Source organism: Mesorhizobium sp. LSJC269B00, assembly GCF_000502815.1.
Taxonomy (GTDB): domain Bacteria; phylum Pseudomonadota; class Alphaproteobacteria; order Rhizobiales; family Rhizobiaceae; genus Mesorhizobium.
In genome coordinates, this window is the sequence record NZ_AYVN01000021.1 from 11,953 (window position 1) to 30,935 (window position 18,983).

Annotated in this window: 19 protein-coding genes and 1 pseudogene; 18 read left to right on the forward strand and 2 right to left on the reverse strand. The window is 63.6% G+C overall.

The features are described 5' to 3' along the window. Positions 1 to 33: 33 nt before the first annotated feature. The 18 genes and pseudogenes from X771_RS136835 to X771_RS136755 all read left to right on the forward strand — a co-directional run bounded on the left by X771_RS136835 (position 34) and on the right by X771_RS136755 (position 16,778). Positions 34 to 369, forward strand: coding sequence for a DUF736 domain-containing protein (locus X771_RS136835; RefSeq protein WP_023690469.1), 336 nt, complete (start codon positions 34 to 36; stop codon positions 367 to 369). After that, entirely contained in the window at positions 366 to 1,142 is a 777-nt protein-coding gene (locus X771_RS136830; protein ID WP_245262810.1) for a lytic transglycosylase domain-containing protein, read from the forward strand. Before X771_RS136835 ends, X771_RS136830 begins: the two co-directional genes overlap by 4 nt. Positions 1,143 to 1,385: 243 nt before the next feature. After that, entirely contained in the window at positions 1,386 to 3,125 is a 1,740-nt protein-coding gene (locus tag X771_RS136825; protein ID WP_023697513.1) for a VirD2 family relaxase/mobilization nuclease, read from the forward strand. Positions 3,126 to 3,151: 26 nt separating this feature from the next. Beyond that, complete coding sequence (locus X771_RS136820) at positions 3,152 to 5,137, forward strand: conjugal transfer protein TraG (protein WP_023690472.1); 1,986 nt, start codon at positions 3,152 to 3,154, stop codon at positions 5,135 to 5,137. A 7-nt stretch (positions 5,138 to 5,144) separates the two neighbouring features. Further along, complete coding sequence (locus X771_RS136815; protein ID WP_023673519.1) at positions 5,145 to 5,600, forward strand: ribbon-helix-helix protein, CopG family; 456 nt, start codon at positions 5,145 to 5,147, stop codon at positions 5,598 to 5,600. A 329-nt stretch (positions 5,601 to 5,929) separates the two neighbouring features. Further along, positions 5,930 to 6,304: a type II toxin-antitoxin system RelE/ParE family toxin gene (locus tag X771_RS136810; protein WP_023673518.1), complete on the forward strand. Its 375-nt coding sequence runs from the start codon at positions 5,930 to 5,932 to the stop codon at positions 6,302 to 6,304. After that, entirely contained in the window at positions 6,301 to 6,618 is a 318-nt protein-coding gene (locus X771_RS136805) for a helix-turn-helix transcriptional regulator (protein WP_006338687.1), read from the forward strand. The genes X771_RS136810 and X771_RS136805 overlap by 4 nt, the downstream gene beginning before the upstream one ends. A gap of 217 nt (positions 6,619 to 6,835) precedes the next feature. After that, positions 6,836 to 7,852 (forward strand): P-type conjugative transfer ATPase TrbB, encoded by a 1,017-nt coding sequence (gene trbB / locus X771_RS136800; RefSeq protein WP_023697514.1) that lies wholly within the window; start codon positions 6,836 to 6,838, stop codon positions 7,850 to 7,852. A gap of 35 nt (positions 7,853 to 7,887) precedes the next feature. Next, on the forward strand, positions 7,888 to 8,181 hold the full coding sequence (locus X771_RS136795) for a TrbC/VirB2 family protein (protein ID WP_245262823.1): 294 nt from the start codon (positions 7,888 to 7,890) through the stop codon (positions 8,179 to 8,181). 29 nt (positions 8,182 to 8,210) lie between these two features. Beyond that, positions 8,211 to 8,477, forward strand: coding sequence for a VirB3 family type IV secretion system protein (locus X771_RS136790; protein WP_245262821.1), 267 nt, complete (start codon positions 8,211 to 8,213; stop codon positions 8,475 to 8,477). Positions 8,478 to 8,491: 14 nt separating this feature from the next. Beyond that, positions 8,492 to 10,955: pseudogene (gene trbE, locus X771_RS01000000165560) on the forward strand (conjugal transfer protein TrbE). Further along, on the forward strand, positions 10,952 to 11,710 hold the full coding sequence (gene trbJ, locus X771_RS136785) for a P-type conjugative transfer protein TrbJ (RefSeq protein WP_031203333.1): 759 nt from the start codon (positions 10,952 to 10,954) through the stop codon (positions 11,708 to 11,710). The pseudogene trbE and the gene trbJ overlap by 4 nt, the downstream one beginning before the upstream one ends. 10 nt (positions 11,711 to 11,720) lie before the next feature. Beyond that, positions 11,721 to 12,116, forward strand: coding sequence for a putative entry exclusion protein TrbK-alt (gene trbK-alt / locus X771_RS136780; RefSeq protein WP_023697517.1), 396 nt, complete (start codon positions 11,721 to 11,723; stop codon positions 12,114 to 12,116). 1 nt (position 12,117) lies between these two features. After that, positions 12,118 to 13,479 carry a P-type conjugative transfer protein TrbL gene (trbL, locus tag X771_RS136775; RefSeq protein ID WP_023690476.1) on the forward strand — a complete coding sequence of 454 codons (1,362 nt, stop codon included), beginning with the start codon at positions 12,118 to 12,120 and terminating at the stop codon, positions 13,477 to 13,479. A 2-nt stretch (positions 13,480 to 13,481) separates the two neighbouring features. Next, positions 13,482 to 14,165, forward strand: coding sequence for a conjugal transfer protein TrbF (gene trbF / locus X771_RS136770; protein WP_023697518.1), 684 nt, complete (start codon positions 13,482 to 13,484; stop codon positions 14,163 to 14,165). Then, entirely contained in the window at positions 14,162 to 15,301 is a 1,140-nt protein-coding gene (trbG, locus tag X771_RS136765) for a P-type conjugative transfer protein TrbG (protein WP_023697519.1), read from the forward strand. The genes trbF and trbG overlap by 4 nt, the downstream gene beginning before the upstream one ends. Further along, a complete protein-coding gene (locus X771_RS136760; RefSeq protein WP_023673789.1) occupies positions 15,298 to 16,566 on the forward strand; it encodes a TrbI/VirB10 family protein in 1,269 nt (422 codons plus the stop codon). Before trbG ends, X771_RS136760 begins: the two co-directional genes overlap by 4 nt. Then, positions 16,554 to 16,778: a DUF2274 domain-containing protein gene (locus tag X771_RS136755; protein WP_023673788.1), complete on the forward strand. Its 225-nt coding sequence runs from the start codon at positions 16,554 to 16,556 to the stop codon at positions 16,776 to 16,778. The genes X771_RS136760 and X771_RS136755 overlap by 13 nt, the downstream gene beginning before the upstream one ends. A gap of 44 nt (positions 16,779 to 16,822) precedes the next feature. Here the strand turns inward: X771_RS136755 and X771_RS136750 are convergent, their stop codons facing one another. After that, on the reverse strand, positions 16,823 to 17,782 hold the full coding sequence (locus X771_RS136750) for a LysR family transcriptional regulator (RefSeq protein ID WP_084013102.1): 960 nt from the start codon (positions 17,780 to 17,782) through the stop codon (positions 16,823 to 16,825). A gap of 11 nt (positions 17,783 to 17,793) precedes the next feature. Beyond that, positions 17,794 to 18,789, reverse strand: coding sequence for a class I SAM-dependent methyltransferase (locus X771_RS0135375; protein ID WP_031203335.1), 996 nt, complete (start codon positions 18,787 to 18,789; stop codon positions 17,794 to 17,796). Positions 18,790 to 18,983: the final 194 nt, after the last annotated feature.

Genomic DNA, 18,983 nt, shown 5'->3' on the forward strand with positions numbered 1-18,983 from the left:
CATCACCGCACGACTCGAAAACAGGAGCCTGACATGCAACAGATCGGAGAATTCACGCGCCAGAAGACTGGCTATAGCGGGCGCATCCACACGCTCAGCCTCAACCTGGATATTGCCATTGTGGCGGCAGAGGCGAGCGAAACGGAGAATGCGCCTGACTACCGCATTCACGCCGCAAGCGAGGACGGCCCCGAGATCGGCGCCGGCTGGAAACGCTCCAGCGAAAAGGCCGGAGACTATGTCTCGATCCAGCTCGACGACCCGACCTTCGCGCAGCCGATACGCGCCAACCTCTTTCGCAATGGCGACGACAAGACGTCCTGGTCGCTGCACTGGGCGCGCCCGCGCGACCGTAGCGAGAAGGATTGAACGATGCGCGCTCGCCGTCCGTCGACGAGCCATCGCGGTGCGCGGGGCCGCTTCGCGCTGCCTGGCGCATGGCTCTGCTCCTCCTTTGCGGCCTGTCCGTCGCGACCGTCATGCCGGCGGCAGTGGCGCAGGAAACACCTCTCACACGATCGTCGCAACGCGATCCGTTCGGCGCGCATATCGCAGAAGCCTCGCACCGCTTCGGCGTCCCGACCGCGTTGATACGCGCCATCATGCGCAAGGAGAGTGCGGGCGATATGCGTGCCGTCTCCAGCGCAGGCGCCCGCGGCTTGATGCAGATCATGCCCGGAACATGGGACTATCTGCGCGCCCGCTGGTCGCTTGGCCGCGATCCATTCGATCCCCGGGACAACATCCTGGCTGGAACGGCGTACCTGCGCGAACTGCACGATCGCTTCGGCTCTCCGGGATTTCTGGCCGCCTACAATGCGGGACCTGCACGCTACCAGGCCTACCTCACTGGGCGTCCGTTACCGGCCGAGACCCGCGCCTATGTCGCCGCATTTGCGCCCCTGATCGGTGAAAGCGAGGGTATGCGCCCTTTCGCCGTTACGTCTGTCGAGGCCATTCCCTGGAAGCGCGGCTCGCTGTTCGTCGGTCAGCCGGATCGCAAACAAGCTGTCGCTCGGGTGCCAACCGAGCGACCACCAAATGACGCGAGCTCTGCGCCCACCGTGCGCGATGTGTCCGCCATCGTGCCGCTGTCCGAAGGCCTCTTCGTGGCGCGAGCGGGCGAAGGGATACAGCCATGAGCGCACATGGGCGTCTTTGCGCAACCGCAAGCTCCAGCGCACCATGGCGTGGGTGGAGGCGGAAAATGTGCAGAACAACCGAAGGATGGCGAGATAAAAGGCCGCGAGGTGCGGCGTCGATCGGTTGTGCTGTTTCAAGAGGTTATGTGGCATTTCCGCGAGGTGCGAACAAGTGGCGCACCTCGCCGGAACACCGTTTCACCTGTGATTTCGGTGCCTTGAGACGATGTGCGGATCTTCACGATGACTGACGAGGATGGTTTCCGCATCCGGCCCGGCCGCATCCGCTCGCCCAGTGCCCAGCGCGCCAGGCCCTTCATCGCGCAGGCGCTTGCCGCCGCCCGGAAGGCCGGCGCCCGCATCTCTCGCTCCGGCCGGATCAGCCCGGGCAATCGCTCGACCTTCGGGCGTGGCCGCTCGGCGAGCGTGCGCGCCAATCGTCTCCTCACCGGCCGCTCGCGAGCCGTGATCATCAAGACACGGCTAGTGCGCCATCACGCGCGCGGCGCCCCGCTTGCCGCTCATCTCACCTATCTGCGCCGCGAGGGCGTCACCCGGGACGGGGAGAAGGCAAGGCTGTTCGGGCCGGAGGACGGGGAGGTGGATGGCGGTGCTTTTGCCGAGCGGTGCGGCGATGATCGGCACCACTTCCGTTTCATCGTCTCGCCGGAAGATGCCGTCGACATGGCGGACCTCAAATCCTTCGCCCGCGATCTGATGGGTCAGATGGAAAAGGACCTCGGCACGAAACTGGATTGGGCTGGCGTCGATCACTGGAACACCGACAATCCGCACCTTCACATCATCCTGCGCGGCCGCACTGATGACGGGCAGGATCTCGTGATCTCCCGCGATTACATCAAGGAGGGAATGCGCGCCCGCGCCGCCGACCTCGTTACCCAGGAGCTCGGCCCGCGCACCGATCTCGACATCCGCCGCAATCTGCAGCGTCAGGTCGAGGCCGAACGTTGGACCCAGCTTGACCGGCAGCTTGTTCGCGATTGCCGCGACACAGGCGTTGTCGATCTTGCGTCCCCGGCGAGCGCTCAGCCCGATGAGTATCACGTGCTGAAGGTCGGGCGGGCGCGCAAGCTCGAAACGCTTGGCCTTGCCGAACAGGTCGGCCCAGGCCAATGGAGGATCGACGAAAAGGCCGAGGCGACGCTGCGCGAGCTTGGCGAACGCGGTGACATCATCAAGCGGATGCACCGCGCCCTGACAGAACAGGGCATCGAGCGCGGGTCGGCGACCTATGTGCTCGCGGCGGAGCGCCTCGACACGCCAATCGTCGGTCGGCTGGTCGACCGTGGTCTCGATGACGAGTTGAAGGGCAGTGCCTACGCCGTGATCGATGGCACCGACGGCCGCACCCATCACATCAAGCTGTCCGATCTCGATGCCGCCGGCGACAGCGCTCCGGGTTCCATCGTTGAGCTGCGCAAGTTCCATGACGCGCAGGGACATGGGCGCGCAGCACTCGCTGTCCGTTCCGATCTCGATATTGAGCGGCAGGTTACCGCCGCCGGCGCCACCTGGCTCGATCGCCAGAACATCGCCCGCGAACCGACTGCGTTGTCGGAAGGCGGCTTCGGCGCCGAGGTGCGGCAGGCGATGCAGCTCCGTGCCGACCACCTCGTCCAACGGGGCCTCGGCGAGCGGCATGGCCAACGCACAACCTTCACCCGCAACCTGATAGACACGCTGCGTCGCTGCGAGTTGGAGGCGCTCGGCGAAAAGCTCTCGGCCGAAACCGGCCAGCCGTTCAACCGCGTTCGCAGTGGTGAGTTTGTGGCCGGTTCCTACCGGCAACGTTTCACGCTCGCCTCCGGCCGCTTCGCCATGATCGATGACGGCCTCGGTTTCCAACTGGTGCCTTGGACGCCGTCCCTGGAAAAACATCTTGGCAGCCACGTCTCTGGCGTCGCTCGCAATGACGACGGCATCGACTGGAGTTTTGGCCGCAAGCGAGGCCTCGGCATCTAGTCTCAATTTGAAGAAAGGACTGCAGCATGTCCGCCACCAAAATTCTCTGGGGCCAGATCCTCGCCGTCTTGATGATCGTACTGTTCACGACCTGGGGCGCGACGGAGTGGGTGGCCTGGCGCCTGGCATTCCAGCCCGAGCTGGGCAGGCCATGGTTCCGTGTCCTGGGCTTTCCGTTCTACCTTCCGCCGTCATTCTTCTGGTGGTGGTATGGCTTCGATGCCTACGCGCCGTCGATCTTCGTAGAGGGAGCCTTTATCGCGGCTTTCGGCGGTTTCGCCTGCGTCGCCGTCGCCATCGGCATGTCGGTCTGGCGGGCTCGAGAGGCCAAGAAGGTCGAGACCTACGGCTCCGCCCGCTGGGCCGACAAGCAGGAGGTCAAGGCAACGGGCCTTCTCGGCTCCGATGGGGTGGTGCTTGGGCGCTTTGACGGCGCCTATCTGCGCCACGATGGACCGGAGCATGTGCTGTGCTTTGCGCCCACACGTTCGGGCAAGGGTGTCGGCCTGGTCGTCCCGTCGCTGCTGACCTGGCCGAGCTCCGCCGTCGTTCACGATATCAAGGGCGAAAACTGGCAACTCACCGCGGGCTTCCGCGCCATGCATGGGCGGGTCCTGCTGTTCGATCCCACCAATCCCAAATCCTCATCCTACAACCCGCTGCTCGAGGTGCGTCGCGGCGAATGGGAAGTCCGCGACGTTCAAAACATCGCCGACATCCTGGTCGATCCCGAAGGCTCGCTCGAGAGGCGAAACCATTGGGAGAAGACCAGCCATGCCCTGCTGGTCGGCGCGATCCTGCACGTCCTCTACGCCGAGCCGGTCAAGACGCTTGCCGGCGTCGCCGGATTCCTCTCCGATCCAAAGCGTCCGATCGAATCGACGTTGTCCGCGATGATGAAAACCGCGCATCTGGGGCAGGCTGGTCCGCACCCGGTCATCGCCAGCGCCGCGCGAGAGCTCTTGAACAAATCAGACAACGAACGCTCCGGCGTGCTGTCCACCGCCATGTCATTTCTTGGCCTCTATCGCGATCCTGTCGTGGCAGAGGTCACGCGCCGCTGCGACTGGCGCATCAGCGACCTTATCGACGACGAGCATCCGACGACACTCTACCTCGTCGTGCCGCCGTCCGACATCAATCGGACCAAGCCGCTCATTCGCCTGATCCTCAATCAGATCGGCCGCCGCTTGACTGAAGATCTGCAGGTCAGGGCGAAAGGGCACCGGCTGCTCCTGATGCTCGACGAGTTCCCGGCGCTTGGCCGCCTCGATTTTTTCGAATCGGCGCTCGCCTTCATGGCCGGCTACGGGCTGAAAAGCTTCCTGATCGCTCAATCCCTCAACCAGATCGAGAGGGCGTACGGCGCCAACAATTCGATCCTCGACAACTGTCATGTCCGGGTAAGCTTTGCCACCAATGACGAGCGCACCGCCAAGCGCGTGTCCGACGCGCTGGGAACAGCGACCGAGATGAGGGCCATGAGGAACTATGCCGGCCACCGGCTGTCTCCGTGGCTCGGTCATCTCATGGTCTCCCGCTCGGAGACGGCTCGCCCGCTGCTCACGCCGGGTGAAGTCATGCAGCTGCCGGCGACCGACGAGATCGTCATGGTCGCGGGTGCGCCGCCGATCCGCGCCAAAAAGGCGCGCTATCATGAGGATGCTCGCTTCCGGGAACGTATCCTGCCGCCGCCGCTGCTGAGGGCGGCGGCGGAGGAGGGGAGGCCGGACGACTGGACGAACCTGCCTCTGCCTTCTCGTCCGCAGATTGCTGAAGCCATGTCGGCGCCGTTGGCCACGGATGACGACACAACTGATTCCGAGCGTCGTCGGCAACCCGAGCTCAGTCGCGTCGAGCAGGTCGTGAAGCCTTCGACCGAGAACGAATTCGAGATCGATCACCTGGATGACGTGGAGGACGAGGTTGCCCGCAACCGTCGACTGACGCGCCTGATGCAGGGCGTTGCGCGGCAGGCGTCGCTCGACCCCGGCGACGGCGTGGATATGTGAGGCTCCCATGGTAAAGCCACCTCGCAAGCAACGCCTGTCCGTCTATCTCGATCCGAAGGTCATGAGCAGGCTGGCCGAACATGCGGCGCGCCGTGATTTTTCACGGTCGCTCGTCGCGGAGGCGGCAATCGAGTCGTTCCTCTCACCCGATGCCGCCGAGCGGCAGGAGGCGGCGATCACCAAGCGGCTTGACCAGCTGGACCGCCGTATGACGCGCCAGGAGCGCGATGTCGCGATTGCCGTGGAGACGCTCGCTGTTTTCGTCCGCTTCTGGCTGGCGACAACGCCGGCTTTGCCCGAGCCCGCGGCACAGGCAGCCCACTCCAAGGCTGGCGAGCGCTATGATGCCTTCGTCACCGCGCTCGGCCGGCGCCTGGCGAGAGGTCCAAAGCTTCGGCAGGAGATCTCCGAGGACATCGATGGCGGTCTGGACACACACCAGCCCGGCACGCCCGCGCGCTGAACGGACTGGCGGACCGAGATTTTGCAAGCATCGATATGTCAAGCATATCAAAGTATTGTAACGATATGTTGTCATGGAACTCGCGTTGCCAACCTGTCGGGGGGTTTGGCAGACAAGAGCTAGACAGCCGCAGGGCAGGGTCGCTGATACGGGAACCATGTTGGGCGCGAAATCCGCAATTCAAGATCCGTGATTGCATGAGGGACCACGCCTTTATGAGCTTCTAGAAAAAGCAGCCGTCTGAGCCGAACCAGTTATCTCAGTGGCTAGGCGGTGTCAGGATCTTTTCGTTGAAAATTATAGTCTGTATGCTATAAGGCAAAGGGCGAATGAAAAACCAAAAGCTCACGGTATGGATGGGATCGTCGAAGGATGACCTGCGCGAGTTTCCGGTCGATGTTCGCCGGTTGATGGGTGTCGCAATCAACGACGCCCAGAATGGTGAGGAGCACCCGGCTGTCAAAGCCCTGAAAGGGTTTGGGGGCCGCAGCATCCTCGAGGTGGTCGACGACTTCGACGGAGATACCTACCGCGCCGTCTACACCGTCCGCTTCGCTGGCGTGATCTACGTCCTTCATTGCTTCCAGAAGAAGTCGAAGAGGGGCAGGGAGACACCCAAGCATGAAATCGATCTCGTCACAGTACGATTGAAGGCGGCCGAGGCGCACTATCGTGAAAACTATGGGAAAGGAACAAAGTCATGACGGAAGACATCACCGCCGAAGTGAGCAGCGGCAACGTGTTTGCGGACCTCGGCTTTGACAATCCCGAAGAGGAATTGCTCAAGGCCAAGCTGGCCCGCGAGATCCGCGCCATTATCAAGCGCCGGCGCCTGACCCAGGCGAAGTCGGCTGAACTGCTCGGAATGAAACAGCCCGACGTCTCCGCGATCGCCACAGGGCGAACGGGTAAGTTTTCAATAGACAGGCTGGTTCGCTGTCTGGACCGGCTCGACTACAAGGTCGACGTGGTGGTTCGCCACAAGCCTCGACGGTCAACTCGTGCTGAAGCCGCGTGATCTGACGGCTTTACCGACGAGCGCACAATTGACGGCGAGCGCCGCCCTTGCCTGAAGATCGCCGGCCTTGATCACAGGTCGGCACCGCCAATCTCCTGTATTTGCACGCTACGCCACTACGCCTCGATATAGGTGTTGAAACCACTCGAGATGCGGCTCTCTTAATCATCCCCGTCCAGGGGCCGTCCATGTTCCCCCGGATCGAAACGGGGACAGGATGGCAGCTTCGCCTCACAATTCAGAAGGTCTGGCGCGCGGCGCACGCATGCTGCGCACAGCGCTCGGACCTGCGATCGCGCGCTATCTCGACGACGCCGGCATCGTCGAAGTGATGCTTAATCCCGATGGACGTTTGTGGATCGACCGCCTGTCCGAGGGGTTGTCCGACACAGGAGAGCGTTTGTCAGCAGCGGACGGCGAGCGCATCGTTCGCCTCGTCGCTCATCATGTCGGTGCCGAAGTCCATGCCGGCGCCCCACGTGTCTCGGCCGAGCTGCCCGAGACGGGGGAGCGGTTCGAAGGGCTTCTTCCTCCCGTCGTCGCGGCGCCCGCCTTCGCGATCCGCAAGCCCGCCGTCGCCATCTTCACCCTCGAAGATTATGTCGCGACCGGAATCATGTCGGCGCAGCAGGTGGACGCGCTGCGCCAGGGCGTTGCCAACCGCGCGAACATCCTCATTGCAGGCGGCACCTCCACGGGCAAGACCACGCTGATCAACGCGCTGTTGGCCGAGGTGGCCAAGACCGTCGATCGCGTCGTGATCATCGAGGATACGCGGGAACTGCAATGCGCAGCGCCGAATCTCGTGGCGATGCGAACGAAAGACGGTGTCGCGTCGCTCTCCGATCTTGTTCGCTCATCGCTGCGCCTGCGCCCCGACCGCATTCCAGTCGGAGAGGTGCGCGGGGCCGAGGCGCTCGAACTGCTCAAGGCCTGGGGCACCGGCCACCCCGGCGGCCTTGGCACGATCCACGCCGGCAGCGCCATAGGTGCGCTCCGAAGGATGGAGCAGCTGATCCAGGAAGCCGTGGTCACGGTTCCACGCGCGCTGATCGCCGAGACGATCGACCTGGTTGCCGTCCTTTCCGGCCGCGGCTCAGCCCGCCGACTGTCCGAACTCGCCCGTGTCGATGGCCTGAGCCCGGACGGCGATTACCGGGTCGCGCCAGCCGTCCTCGAGGGCGACGACAGCCCGACCTTGCTCATCCAAAGCCCTGAAGGAGAAATTCCATGATCCAACGCCTGCGCCTCGCGCGCCATCGTCTCGCCATGACCGTCTCCGGTGCCACGCTCATCCTGGTGATGGCCGCGCCCGCTTATGCCTCCGGCTCGTCAATGCCGTGGGAACAGCCGCTGCAACAGATCCTCCAATCGATCGAAGGTCCGGTCGCCAAGATCATGGCGGTGATCATTATCATCGTAACCGGCCTGACGCTCGCCTTCGGCGACACGTCTGGCGGCTTCCGCCGGCTCATCCAGATCGTGTTCGGCCTGTCCATCGCTTTCGCGGCGTCGAGCTTCTTCCTGTCGTTCTTCTCGTTCGGCGGCGGAGCGCTGGTCTGATGGCGGGCGCTGTCGAACAGGGCGGCCCAATGCCGGATTATACAGTGCCCGGCTATACGGTCCTTGTACACCGCGCGCTGACGGAGCCGATCCTGCTCGGTGGCGCCCCGCGCGCCATTGCGATCATGAACGGGACGCTCGCGGGCGCCGTGGGGCTGGGGCTGCGTCTGTGGCTCGTCGGCATCGCCATCTGGGCGATCGGCCATGTTGCCGCAGTCTGGGCGGCCAAGCGCGATCCGCTTTTCGCCGACGTCGTTCGCCGGCACCTGCGCATACCCGCGCATCTCACGGTCTAAGCGAGGTCGCACCTATGATGAACCTTGCCGAATATCGCAACCGCAGCAGCCGGCTCGCCGACTTCCTGCCCTGGGCGGCATTGGTCGGCGCTGGAATCGTCCTCAACAAGGACGGCAGCTTCCAGCGCACCGCGCGTTTTCGCGGTCCCGATCTCGACAGCGCCGTGCCGGCCGAACTGGTCGCCGTCGCCGGCCGGCTCAACAATGCCTTCCGCCGCCTCGGCTCCGGCTGGGCGATCTTCGTCGAGGCACAGCGCCATGCCTCGACGCGCTATCCCGACAGCAGCTTTCCGGATGCGGCCTCGACGCTGGTCGATGCGGAGCGCAAGGCGGGCTTCGAGGAGGCCGGCGCGCATTTCGAGTCCAGCTACTTCCTGACGCTCACCTATCTTGCGCCCGCCGAAGACACCGCCCGCGCGGAAAGCTGGCTCTACGAAGGGCGGGAGAAGAAGGGCCTCGACCCCAATGAGGTGCTGACCGGGTTCACTGACCGCAGCGACCGCGTCCTGCGCCTAGTCGAAGCCTTCATGCCGGAGTGCCGCTGGCTCGATGACGCCGAGACGCTGACCTATCTGCATGGCTGCGTCTCGACCAATCGCCACCGTGTCCGCGTTCCCGAAACGCCGATGTATCTCGATGTCCTGCTGGCCGACCAGCCGCTGACCGGCGGGCTTGAGCCGCGGCTTGGCGCGTTGCATCTGCGCATTCTCACGGTCACGGGGTTCCCGACCGCGACCACGCCGGGTCTGCTCGACGAGCTGAACCGGCTGGCCTTCCCGTATCGCTGGTCGACACGCGCGATCCTGCTCGACAAGACTGATGCGACCCGGCTGCTGACAAAGATCCGGCGTCAATGGTTCGCCAAGCGCAAATCGGTCGCCGCGATCCTCAAGGAGGTGATGACCAACGAGGCGTCCGTCCTCGTGGACACCGACGCCGCAAACAAGGCCGCTGATGCCGACATGGCGCTCCAGGAGCTCGGCGCCGACTATGCGGGCATGGCTTATGTCACCGCGACGGTGACTGTTTGGGACGATGATCCTGGCATCGCCGACGAGAAACTGCGCCGGGTCGAAAAGGTCATCCAGGGCCGCGATTTCACGGCAATTATCGAAACCATCAACGCCGTCGACGCCTGGCTCGGCAGCCTGCCGGGTCACGTTTACGCCAACGTCCGTCAACCTCCCATCTCCACCCTCAATCTCGCCCACATCATTCCGCTTTCCGCGGTGTGGGCGGGCGAGGTGCGGGACGAGCATCTTGCAGCGCCCCCTCTGCTTTTCGGCAAGACCGAAGGCTCGACCCCGTTCCGGCTTTCGCTTCATGTCGGCGACGTCGGCCACACGCTGATCGTCGGCCCGACAGGCGCGGGCAAGTCCGTGCTCTTGGCGCTGATGGCGCTGCAGTTCCGCCGCTATGCGGGGTCACAGGTATTTGCCTTCGATTTCGGCGGCTCGATCCGCGCGGCGGCACTCGCCATGGGCGGCGACTGGCATGATCTCGGCGGCGATCTCAGCGATGGAGCGTCCGATAGCGTCAGTCTTCAGCCGTTCGCGCGCATTCACGATGTCCCCGAGCGCGCCTGGGCCGCCGACTGGATCGTGGCGATCCTGACGCGTGAGAATGTGACGATCACGCCTGAGATCAAGGAGCATATCTGGACGGCGTTGAGTTCTCTGGCGTCCGCGCCTGTCGAGGAGCGCACCATCACCGGCCTGGTCGTGCTGCTGCAATCAAACGATCTCAAGCAGGCATTACGTCCCTATTGCGTCGGAGGTCCCTATGGCCGCCTGCTCGATGCCGAGCACGAGCATATCGGATNATATCGGATCGGCGTCGGTCCAGGCATTCGAAACCGAGGGGCTGATCGGAACAGGTGCCGCGCCCGCCGTCCTGTCCTATCTCTTCCATCGCATCGAGGACCGGCTCGATGGCTCGCCAACCCTTCTCATCATCGACGAAGGCTGGCTTGTGCTGGACGATGAGGGCTTTGCCGGCCAGCTCCGCGAATGGCTAAAGACGCTGCGCAAGAAGAACGCCAGCGTCATCTTCGCCACGCAGTCGCTCAGCGACATTGACGGCTCGGCAATCGCGCCCGCGATCATCGAGAGCTGCCAGACCCGGCTTCTCCTGCCGAACGAGCGCGCCATCGAGCCGCAGATCACGGCGATCTATCGTCGATTCGGCCTCAACGATCGGCAGATCGAGATCATCGCGCGGGCGATGCCAAAGCGCGACTATTACTGCCAGTCCCGACGCGGCAACCGGCTGTTCGAGCTCGGTCTGTCGGATGTGGCACTCGCGCTCTGCGCTGTATCCGCGAAGACCGACCAGGCCGCGATCGCCAGCATCGTCGCCGAGCATGGCCGCGACGGGTTCCTCGCTGCCTGGCTCACCCACCGTGGCGTCGGCTGGGCCGCTGAACTCGTTCCCGCCCTAACCAGCCCCGCCCTCACCAACAAGGAGAAGTCCCCATGAAACAACGCCGTTCCCTTGGCATGCGGTTCGCCGCCGGACTGCTTGTCGCTCCTGCCGCGCTCTCGCCGATGCTGGCGACGCCGGCACAGGCCTTGATCGTTTTCGATCCCTCGAACTATTCGCAAAACGTCCTGACGGCAGCGCGCTCGCTCGAACAGATCACCAACCAGATCACCTCGCTTCAGAACGAAGCGCAGATGCTCATCAACCAGGCCCGCAATCTCGCGAGCCTGCCGTTCTCCTCTCTGCAACAACTCCAGCAGTCCGTGCAGCGTACGCAGCAACTGCTCGGTCAGGCGCAGAACGTTGCCTATGACGTCCAGCAGATCGATCAGGCTTTCCAGCAGAAATACGGCAACGTCTCGCTGTCGGCTTCGGATCAGCAACTCGTCGCCGACGCGCGCTCGCGCTGGGGCAACACGGTTGGTGGCCTTCAGGACGCTATGCGTGTGCAGGCGGGCGTCGTCGGCAACATCGACACCAATCGCAGTGAGATGTCGGCGTTGGTCGGCCAGAGCCAGGGTGCGACCGGCGCGCTTCAGGCAACACAGGCCGGCAACCAGCTCCTCGCGCTCCAAGTGCAGCAGCTCGCCGATCTCACCGCTGTCGTCGCCGCGAACGGTCGGGCGCAGGCGTTGCAATCGGCCGAACAGGCCACCGCCGTCGACCAGGGCCGAGAGCAGCGCCGGCGCTTCCTGACGCAGGGCTCGGGCTACCAGCCCGGCAGTGCGCAGATGTTCTATGGCAAGAACTGAGGTCGGCGCGATGGAAGGCAAGCTCCTCGCTCGTGTCAGTGCGGTCATCTTCATCGCGGTCGCTTTGACAGTGACCGCGATCGAGATGAGCAGCAAGGACGATGAGCCTGACGCCCTTGGGACACGGGACCGTTCCACCGCGTCACAAGACCCGCTCGCGTTCGAATTGCGCCGCTGTTCCGGGATCGGCGAGGCCGGTCCTCGCGATCCCGGTTGTCTGAAAGCGTGGGCAGAGAGCCGGCGCCGGTTTCTCGCTCCAGGTGACTCGGCAACGGCGCCTGCTGCCGTTGCCCCGAAAACGTTATTCCCTGATGTGCCGGCGTCAGCCGACCGGAAAGGAGGGACGCGGATGGATGTGACCACTCCCGCGATGCAGGTCGAGCCTCCTCGGCCGGAGGCTCGCTGACATGGGCGGCATGGGCGTCATCGACCATTTCCTCGAAGTCTTCACGCGCTACATCGACAGCGGCTTCGGCCTGCTCGGCGGGGAGGTCGGCTTTATCGCCACAACCCTGATCGTCATCGACGTGACGTTGGCTGCGCTCTTCTGGTCCTGGGGTGCGGACGACGACATCATGGCGCGCCTCGTCAAGAAGACCCTATTCGTCGGCGTCTTCGCCTATCTCATCTCCAACTGGAACAATCTCGCCCGCATCGTCTTTGAAAGCTTCGCCGGGCTTGGCCTGAAGGCCTCGGGTACGGGTTTTACCGTCAACGATCTCATGCGCCCGGGCAAGGTGGCGCAGACCGGGCTCGATGCCGGCCGGCCGTTGCTGGACTCGATCTCGAACCTGATGGGCTATTGGTCCTTCTTCGAGAACTTCATCCAGATCGCCTGCATGTTCTTCGCCTGGGCGCTGGTGCTGCTGGCCTTCTTCATCCTGGCAATCCAGCTTTTCGTCACGCTGATCGAATTCAAGCTGACCACGCTCGCCGGTTTCGTGCTCATTCCCTTCGGTCTGTTCGGCAAATCCGCCTTCATGGCCGAGCGGGTGCTTGGCAACGTCATCTCGTCCGGCATCAAGGTGCTGGTGCTCGCCGTCATCATCGGCATCGGCTCAACGCTCTTTTCCGAGTTCACCGCGGGGTTCAGCGGCAACACGCCGTCGATCGACGATGCCATGGCGATCGTGCTGGCCGCGTTGTCGCTGCTCGGCCTTGGCATATTTGGACCTGGCATTGCCAACGGCCTCGTCTCCGGCGGCCCGCAACTCGGCGCGGGTGCTGCGGTCGGCGCTGGGCTCGCCGTCGGAGGCATGGCAGCAGTCGGCACTGCGGCCGGCGGCGCAGTCGTGTCTGGAGGCGCGGCTGTCAGTGGCGGTGCTGCAGCGGCGGCCCGTGGCGGTGCCGCCATGGCGGGCAGGGCGTCCACAGCCTACGGCCTCAGCGCGGCCGGAGAGTCTGGCTTTTCTGGCGTCGCATCCGGGCTCGGCGGTGTCATCAGAGCCGGCGCCCAAGGTGCCATCTCACCGCTCAAGCGTGCGGCCAATAATGCGGCAGGCAGCATGAAGCACAGCTACCAGTCGGGCGCTCGCGCTGCCTTCGAGACGACGGGCGGGTCATCCACGGCTGGCACAATCGGCGCGAACGCGCCCGAAGCCGGCTCCGCACCCGTCGCGTCCTCCGCAACCGAAAGTCAGCCAGCCTGGGCGAAGCGCATGAAGCGCTCGCAACAGATGACCCATGGCGTCCAGGCCGCCGCCCACGCCGTTCGCAGTGGCGACAGCCATGGCGGCGGCTCCTCGATCAACCTCTCTGAAAGTGACTGAGCATGTTCAAACGACCGTCCACGCACTACGGCAAGTCCCCACAACCCGAGACCCCCTACCAACGCGCTGCTCAGCTCTGGGACGAGCGCATCGGTTCGGCTCGCGTGCAGGCGCGCAACTGGCGCACCATGGCCTTCGGTTGCCTGGCGCTCGCCGCGGGGTTCTCGGCCGCGCTCATCTGGCAATCCGCCAAAGGCTCGATCGTGCCTTGGGTGGTGCAGGTCGATCGTCTCGGCCAGGCGCAGGCTGTGGGACCTGCGGTCGGCGACTATCAGCCGAACGATCCGCAGATTGCCTTCTACCTGGCGCACTTCATCGAACAGGTGAGGTCGATCCCCGCCGATCCGGTCATCGTGCGGCAGAACTGGCTGCGCGCCTACGACTTCGCGACGCAGGGCGGGGCGCTGGCTCTCAACGACTATGCGCGCGCCAATGACCCGTTCACCAAGGTCGGCAAGCAGCAGGTCGCCGTCGATGTGTCGTCGGTCATCCGCGCATCGCCGGTGAGCTTCCGAATCGCCTGGGTCGAACGCCGCTATCAGGACGGCTCACTGGCTTCCACGGAGCGCTGGTCCGCCATCCTCACCATTGTCGTCCAGCCCCCGCGCGACGCTGATGCGCTGAGGAAGAACCCGCTTGGAATCTACATCAACGCCATCAACTGGTCGAAGGAGCTTGGACAATGATGCCCGTACTCTGCAAAGCCGCCCCCTGGGGGCGTCCGGTTTTCCTCATCCACGCAATGCCGGCCTTCCGCAAAATGGCCCTTCCAGCGCTTTTGCTTTGCACTTCGGCGCTTGCGGGCTGCGCCACCAGGCAGAAGCCGCCGGAGATTTCCTATGACGATCCGGTCCCGGCCGTGCATGCCGTCGATCCGCCACCGCCCGTCAAGGTGGTGGAGCTGTCGAAGCCGCTGCCGCTTCCAGGCCAGTTGAAGCCGGTCGGCAAGGCCGCAAAGCCCGACCCGGAACCGACCGATCCGACCGCGCGCGTGAACTTGGCCAATGCGGCCGCGCGCGTCCAGCCTGTCCGCAACGGCTTCATCAACTCGATGCAGGTCTATCCATTCGTCGATGGCGCGCTCTATCAGGTCTATGCCTCGCCGGGGCAGATCACCGACATCGCGCTCCAGCCCGGCGAGCAGCTCGTCGGTTCCGGTCCCGTCGCCGCCGGCGACACCGTGCGCTGGATCATCGGCGATACCGAGAGCGGTACGGGCGCGGCCAAGCAGGTCCACATACTCGTCAAGCCGACGCGCGCCGACCTTCTCACCAATCTCGTCATCAATACCGATCGGCGTACCTATCACATGGAACTGCGCTCGACGCCGTCGACCTATATGGCGTCGGTTTCCTGGCAATACCCGCAGGACCAACTCATCGCCTTGCGCAGGCAGAACCAGCAAGCTGAGGCTGCACAGCCGGTCTCGACAGGCATCGATCTTTCTCGCGTCAATTTCCGCTACGAGGTGACGGGCGATCGCGCACCGTGGCGGCCGCTGCGCGCCTTCGACGATGGCAAGCAGGTGTTCATCGAGTTCCCGCGGGGCATCGGCCAGGGTGAGATGCCGCCACTCTTCGTGGTAGGGCCGGAAGGCGACACGTCCGAGCTGGTCAACTATCGCGTGCGCGGCAACTACATGATCGTCGACCGGATGTTTGCCGCCGCCGAGTTGCGCCTCGGCGCCGGCAAGAACCAGAGGCGCGTCCGCGTCTCCCGCACCGATGGGGTAAGGAGCAGTCGATTTTCATGGATGCATGGCCCTGGTGAGACCCCGCCAGCGACGAACCTCCGAACAGGCAGGGGAGGGTCGTCATCATGAGCGACAAAATGGATCCCGGGAAGAAAGAAGGCCGGGGGCCGGCGAATGACGCCCGGCCGGAGGCACCGGTCGAGGATGACGCCCGGCCGTTGACAGGTGAGCCGGCCGCGGCCATGCGGCTGCGCGCCGAGCCGTCGCGCGTGACGCGTCTGTCCCGCAAGGCGTTGGCCGGATTGGGGCTCGCCGCTAGCCTCGCTGTCGGCGGTGCGCTGATTTACGCGCTTCAGAACCGTCAGCAAGGCCAGGGTCAGGAGCTCTATTCAACCGATAATCGTTCGACGCCCGATGGGCTCGCCGGTCTGCCAAAGGACTATACGGGCGTTCCAAAGCTTGGCCCACCGCTTCCCGGCGATCTCGGCCGCCCGATCCTCAACGCGCAGAATGGCGGCCCGGCGAACGGAGCGCCGTCGTCGGGCTCGGTCGGACCGGATCCAGAGGAACAGCGCCGGGAGCAGGAACTGGAGGCGGCGAGGACCGCGCGTCTGTTCGCGTCCACGCAAACGCGGCCCGCTAGTGACGCGACTGTCGCTCGAGCCACGACAGACACCATGCCACAAACCGATCTCGCCAACCTTGGCCTCGCGCCGCAGTCAGCGACGCCCTCGGCGCAAGACCGCCAACTTGCGTTCCTCGACCAGCCGCCTGACAAGCGCACCGTCTCGTCGGATCGTGTTGCGGCGCCGGCGTCGAAAAACGTCCTGCAGGCGGGCGCCGTCATCGCAGCTGCCCTCATCACTGGCATTCGCTCAGACCTGCCCGGTCAGATTACCGCGCAGGTGACGGAGAATGTCTATGACAGCCCCACCGGACATATCCGTCTCATTCCGCAGGGGACGCGCCTCATCGGCCAGTATGACAATGGGGTCGGCTTCGGCCAGCGTCGCGTGTTGCTGGTATGGACCAGGCTGATTTTTCCTGACGGCCGCTCCATCGTTCTGGAACGTGAGCCTGGCGCGGACGCTGAGGGCTATGCCGGTCTCGAGGACGGCGTCGACTATCACTGGGGCGAGTTGTTCAAGGCTGCAGCACTTTCCACGGTTCTGAGCATCGGCGCGCAAGCAGGCTCATCGGGCCAGGAGAGCGACATCATGCGCGCTCTTCGCCAGGGTGCTTCCGACAGCATCAGCCAGACAGGCCAGCAGATCGTCCAGCGGCAGCTCAACATAGCGCCGACGCTCACCATCCGACCGGGATTCCCGGTGCGGGTGATCGTCACACGCGATCTCGTGCTCGAACCTTATGGGGGGCTGAAATGGCCAAGCTGAAACTGGGGCCAATCGCTGACGACAAGCCTGTCAAGGTCATGGTGGAACTCCCTGCGGCACTGCACCGTGATCTGACGGCTTATGCCGAGATCCTCGGCCGCGAAGCGGGGCAACGGCCCGCCGATGCGCCGCGCCTCATCGTTGCGATGCTGGAGCGGTTCATTGCGACGGATCGAGGCTTTGCCAGGGCAAAGCGTTCGGAGGGTGGTTAGAGGCTGGACGACTGAAGTCAAACCGGGTCAGTCGCACCTCCCAGTCATGGCGTGACTTCAGAAATCGCGCCGCGGCGTCCCGAACTTCCTCCATTGACAGGGGTAGGCCCGGGTCGCGTTGCGGCCACCAGGTTTCTTGCGGTCCCAACCAGGCGCAGAAGCGCACGCTTTGGGTTCGATTCCAGCCACACCGCCTTAATCGAACTGATGCTGTGCTGACCGTCGATGGGTTTCCATACTGTAGCGTCGATGGCGACTGTCCTGGCAAAACCTTCGCCCGCCAGAGTAACGCCTTGACCGAGTTGCACCTTGAGGATGACCGTCGCTTCGCTCGCGCGACATATTTGAATAGCGGGGCCACCACCTGCGGCAATCTTTTCCAACAAAACCGGATCCAGCGGCGATCCGACCGAAACCAGCAGGCAGGTATCTGCAAGATCTGCCCATGTGACCGCAGACCTTTCAGCAAGCGGATGGTAACAGGGCAGGAGAATGAACAAGCGCTCGTGTCCAAATAGCTCGCTGCGGCATAAGGCGCCGTTCTCGAGCCCGTGCGTGAACACGATGTCAAGGCGCCGGCGACGTATTGCCGCCAGACACTGATCATGGGGAACGTCCTCGATGGCGATGCTCACGTCCGGATGCAAGCCGCGAAATCGATCGACAAGCCGCGCCACGAACGCCCGTCCTATCTGACCGCACAACCCTATCTTGACTGTTTTGGCATCCTGGTCGCCAGGACCACCTCCGGCCATGGCATCTTGCAACCCTTCATAATGAGCCCGGACGAGGTTAGTCCAGGCCCGGCCTGCTTCGGTCAGCCGAACGCCATGGACGTCGCGGTCAAACAACTGCATGTCCAGCAATTGTTCGAGAGCAACGATGTTGCGGCTGACACAGGATTCCCTCACCCTGAGAACTCTTGCGGCCTGCCTGAGGCTGCCATGGTCGACAGCCGCGAAGACATGGTCCAAACGACGCAAGGTGTTGTTGACCTGTCTCAAGGCACAGGAGCCTATTCCTGCGCGGCGGCGACGCTAACCGGCAGGGTCGGATACAAGCTGGTTTCGTAGACGTACTCGTGCGGAATGGCCGGAGCGGCCATCTGGGAAAGGTATCGGTTCAGGTTTTCCTCGCTATTGCTCGCCGCGAGACTACAGAAATTTCCGCTGTTCCAGGTCAGGGCGCAGTAGCTGAAATGCGCGCGTATGGCGTCAGCCATCTTTGCCAAAGTCACCTCATTGCCGAACATCGTATTCAGAACGAGGGTTTGCTTTTTCTCGATTTCGTCTGGGGGAAAATAGCGCGCCTTGAAGCCGAAATCCTTCTGGTATTCGCGACGCCTGTAGTCCGGCTCCTCGGTTGCCCGGAACTTCTCGACGAAGACGAAGATTCCGTCCGGCTTGAGGTGCTGTGTCACGAACTCGATCTGTCCCACTCTGTTCGGCGAGTACATCTGAAAGGTCGTATCTTCCAGAATGATATCGAAACCGTGGGCGAAATTTGCCAGTCGCGGATCCGAGCCCAGGACGTCCTTTGTCAAATGATGGAAGGGACCAATGAAAAAGTCGGCGTGCGGTGGTTGGCCATAAGCCATGAAGCATTTGTAATTCTCCGCGTTCGGGCTGCACGACAGTGAGCGTACCTGTCCCTCCGACAGTTCGGACAGTGTCCTCGCCATCGTGCCTTCCGCTGTTCCAAGGCTGTATAGCGAATGCGGACCACCACGATCCCGTGCGTATTTCAGCATTGCGTGGGCCGTCCGGCACTCCTCCTCCAATCTGTAGGGAATGCTGCCGTGATAATGCTGGTCGAAAAAACCTTGTCGTGCCGCATGCAGGCTGACCAAGCCGTGCAGCAGTTCATCGCTCGGCAGAAGGCGGGCGTCCGCGACGGGCTTGCGGATTGGCATCCCGCTCTTGCCAGCGGCGGTCGCGGCGAAAAAGCCGGCTAGTCGGTTGATCCGTGGGCCAGCGTCGCACTCAGCCAGAAAGTCGTCGAGTCCACGCATCGCAGTATGCCTCCAGCACCGTTCCGTTGGTGAGATACCGATACGTCAATAGGGGAAATGCCACTAAGATAAGTGGGGTCTAATATTTCGCCTGGCTCAAGTATTGGCTGAGCCAACTGGTAGGCCTGCCGGATACAGGCGGCTTTCACTCGTTTGCCATTTTTTCGCTAAAGTCACATCTTCTACCAATCCAG

What these genes read in the sequence shown, in the direction of transcription:
- X771_RS136835 (WP_023690469.1), top strand. Translation starts at nt 34, where the DNA reads ATGCAACAGATCGGAGAATTCACGCGCCAGAAGACTGGCTATAGCGGG.
- X771_RS136825 (WP_023697513.1), top strand. Translation starts at nt 1,386, where the DNA reads ATGACTGACGAGGATGGTTTCCGCATCCGGCCCGGCCGCATCCGCTCG.
- X771_RS136820 (WP_023690472.1), top strand. Translation starts at nt 3,152, where the DNA reads ATGTCCGCCACCAAAATTCTCTGGGGCCAGATCCTCGCCGTCTTGATG.
- X771_RS136815 (WP_023673519.1), top strand. Translation starts at nt 5,145, where the DNA reads ATGGTAAAGCCACCTCGCAAGCAACGCCTGTCCGTCTATCTCGATCCG.
- X771_RS136810 (WP_023673518.1), top strand. Translation starts at nt 5,930, where the DNA reads ATGAAAAACCAAAAGCTCACGGTATGGATGGGATCGTCGAAGGATGAC.
- X771_RS136805 (WP_006338687.1), top strand. Translation starts at nt 6,301, where the DNA reads ATGACGGAAGACATCACCGCCGAAGTGAGCAGCGGCAACGTGTTTGCG.
- trbB (WP_023697514.1), top strand. Translation starts at nt 6,836, where the DNA reads ATGGCAGCTTCGCCTCACAATTCAGAAGGTCTGGCGCGCGGCGCACGC.
- X771_RS136795 (WP_245262823.1), top strand. Translation starts at nt 7,888, where the DNA reads ATGACCGTCTCCGGTGCCACGCTCATCCTGGTGATGGCCGCGCCCGCT.
- X771_RS136790 (WP_245262821.1), top strand. Translation starts at nt 8,211, where the DNA reads ATGCCGGATTATACAGTGCCCGGCTATACGGTCCTTGTACACCGCGCG.
- trbJ (WP_031203333.1), top strand. Translation starts at nt 10,952, where the DNA reads ATGAAACAACGCCGTTCCCTTGGCATGCGGTTCGCCGCCGGACTGCTT.
- trbK-alt (WP_023697517.1), top strand. Translation starts at nt 11,721, where the DNA reads ATGGAAGGCAAGCTCCTCGCTCGTGTCAGTGCGGTCATCTTCATCGCG.
- trbL (WP_023690476.1), top strand. Translation starts at nt 12,118, where the DNA reads ATGGGCGGCATGGGCGTCATCGACCATTTCCTCGAAGTCTTCACGCGC.
- trbF (WP_023697518.1), top strand. Translation starts at nt 13,482, where the DNA reads ATGTTCAAACGACCGTCCACGCACTACGGCAAGTCCCCACAACCCGAG.
- trbG (WP_023697519.1), top strand. Translation starts at nt 14,162, where the DNA reads ATGATGCCCGTACTCTGCAAAGCCGCCCCCTGGGGGCGTCCGGTTTTC.
- X771_RS136760 (WP_023673789.1), top strand. Translation starts at nt 15,298, where the DNA reads ATGAGCGACAAAATGGATCCCGGGAAGAAAGAAGGCCGGGGGCCGGCG.
- X771_RS136755 (WP_023673788.1), top strand. Translation starts at nt 16,554, where the DNA reads ATGGCCAAGCTGAAACTGGGGCCAATCGCTGACGACAAGCCTGTCAAG.
- X771_RS0135375 (WP_031203335.1), bottom strand. Translation starts at nt 18,789, where the DNA reads ATGCGTGGACTCGACGACTTTCTGGCTGAGTGCGACGCTGGCCCACGG.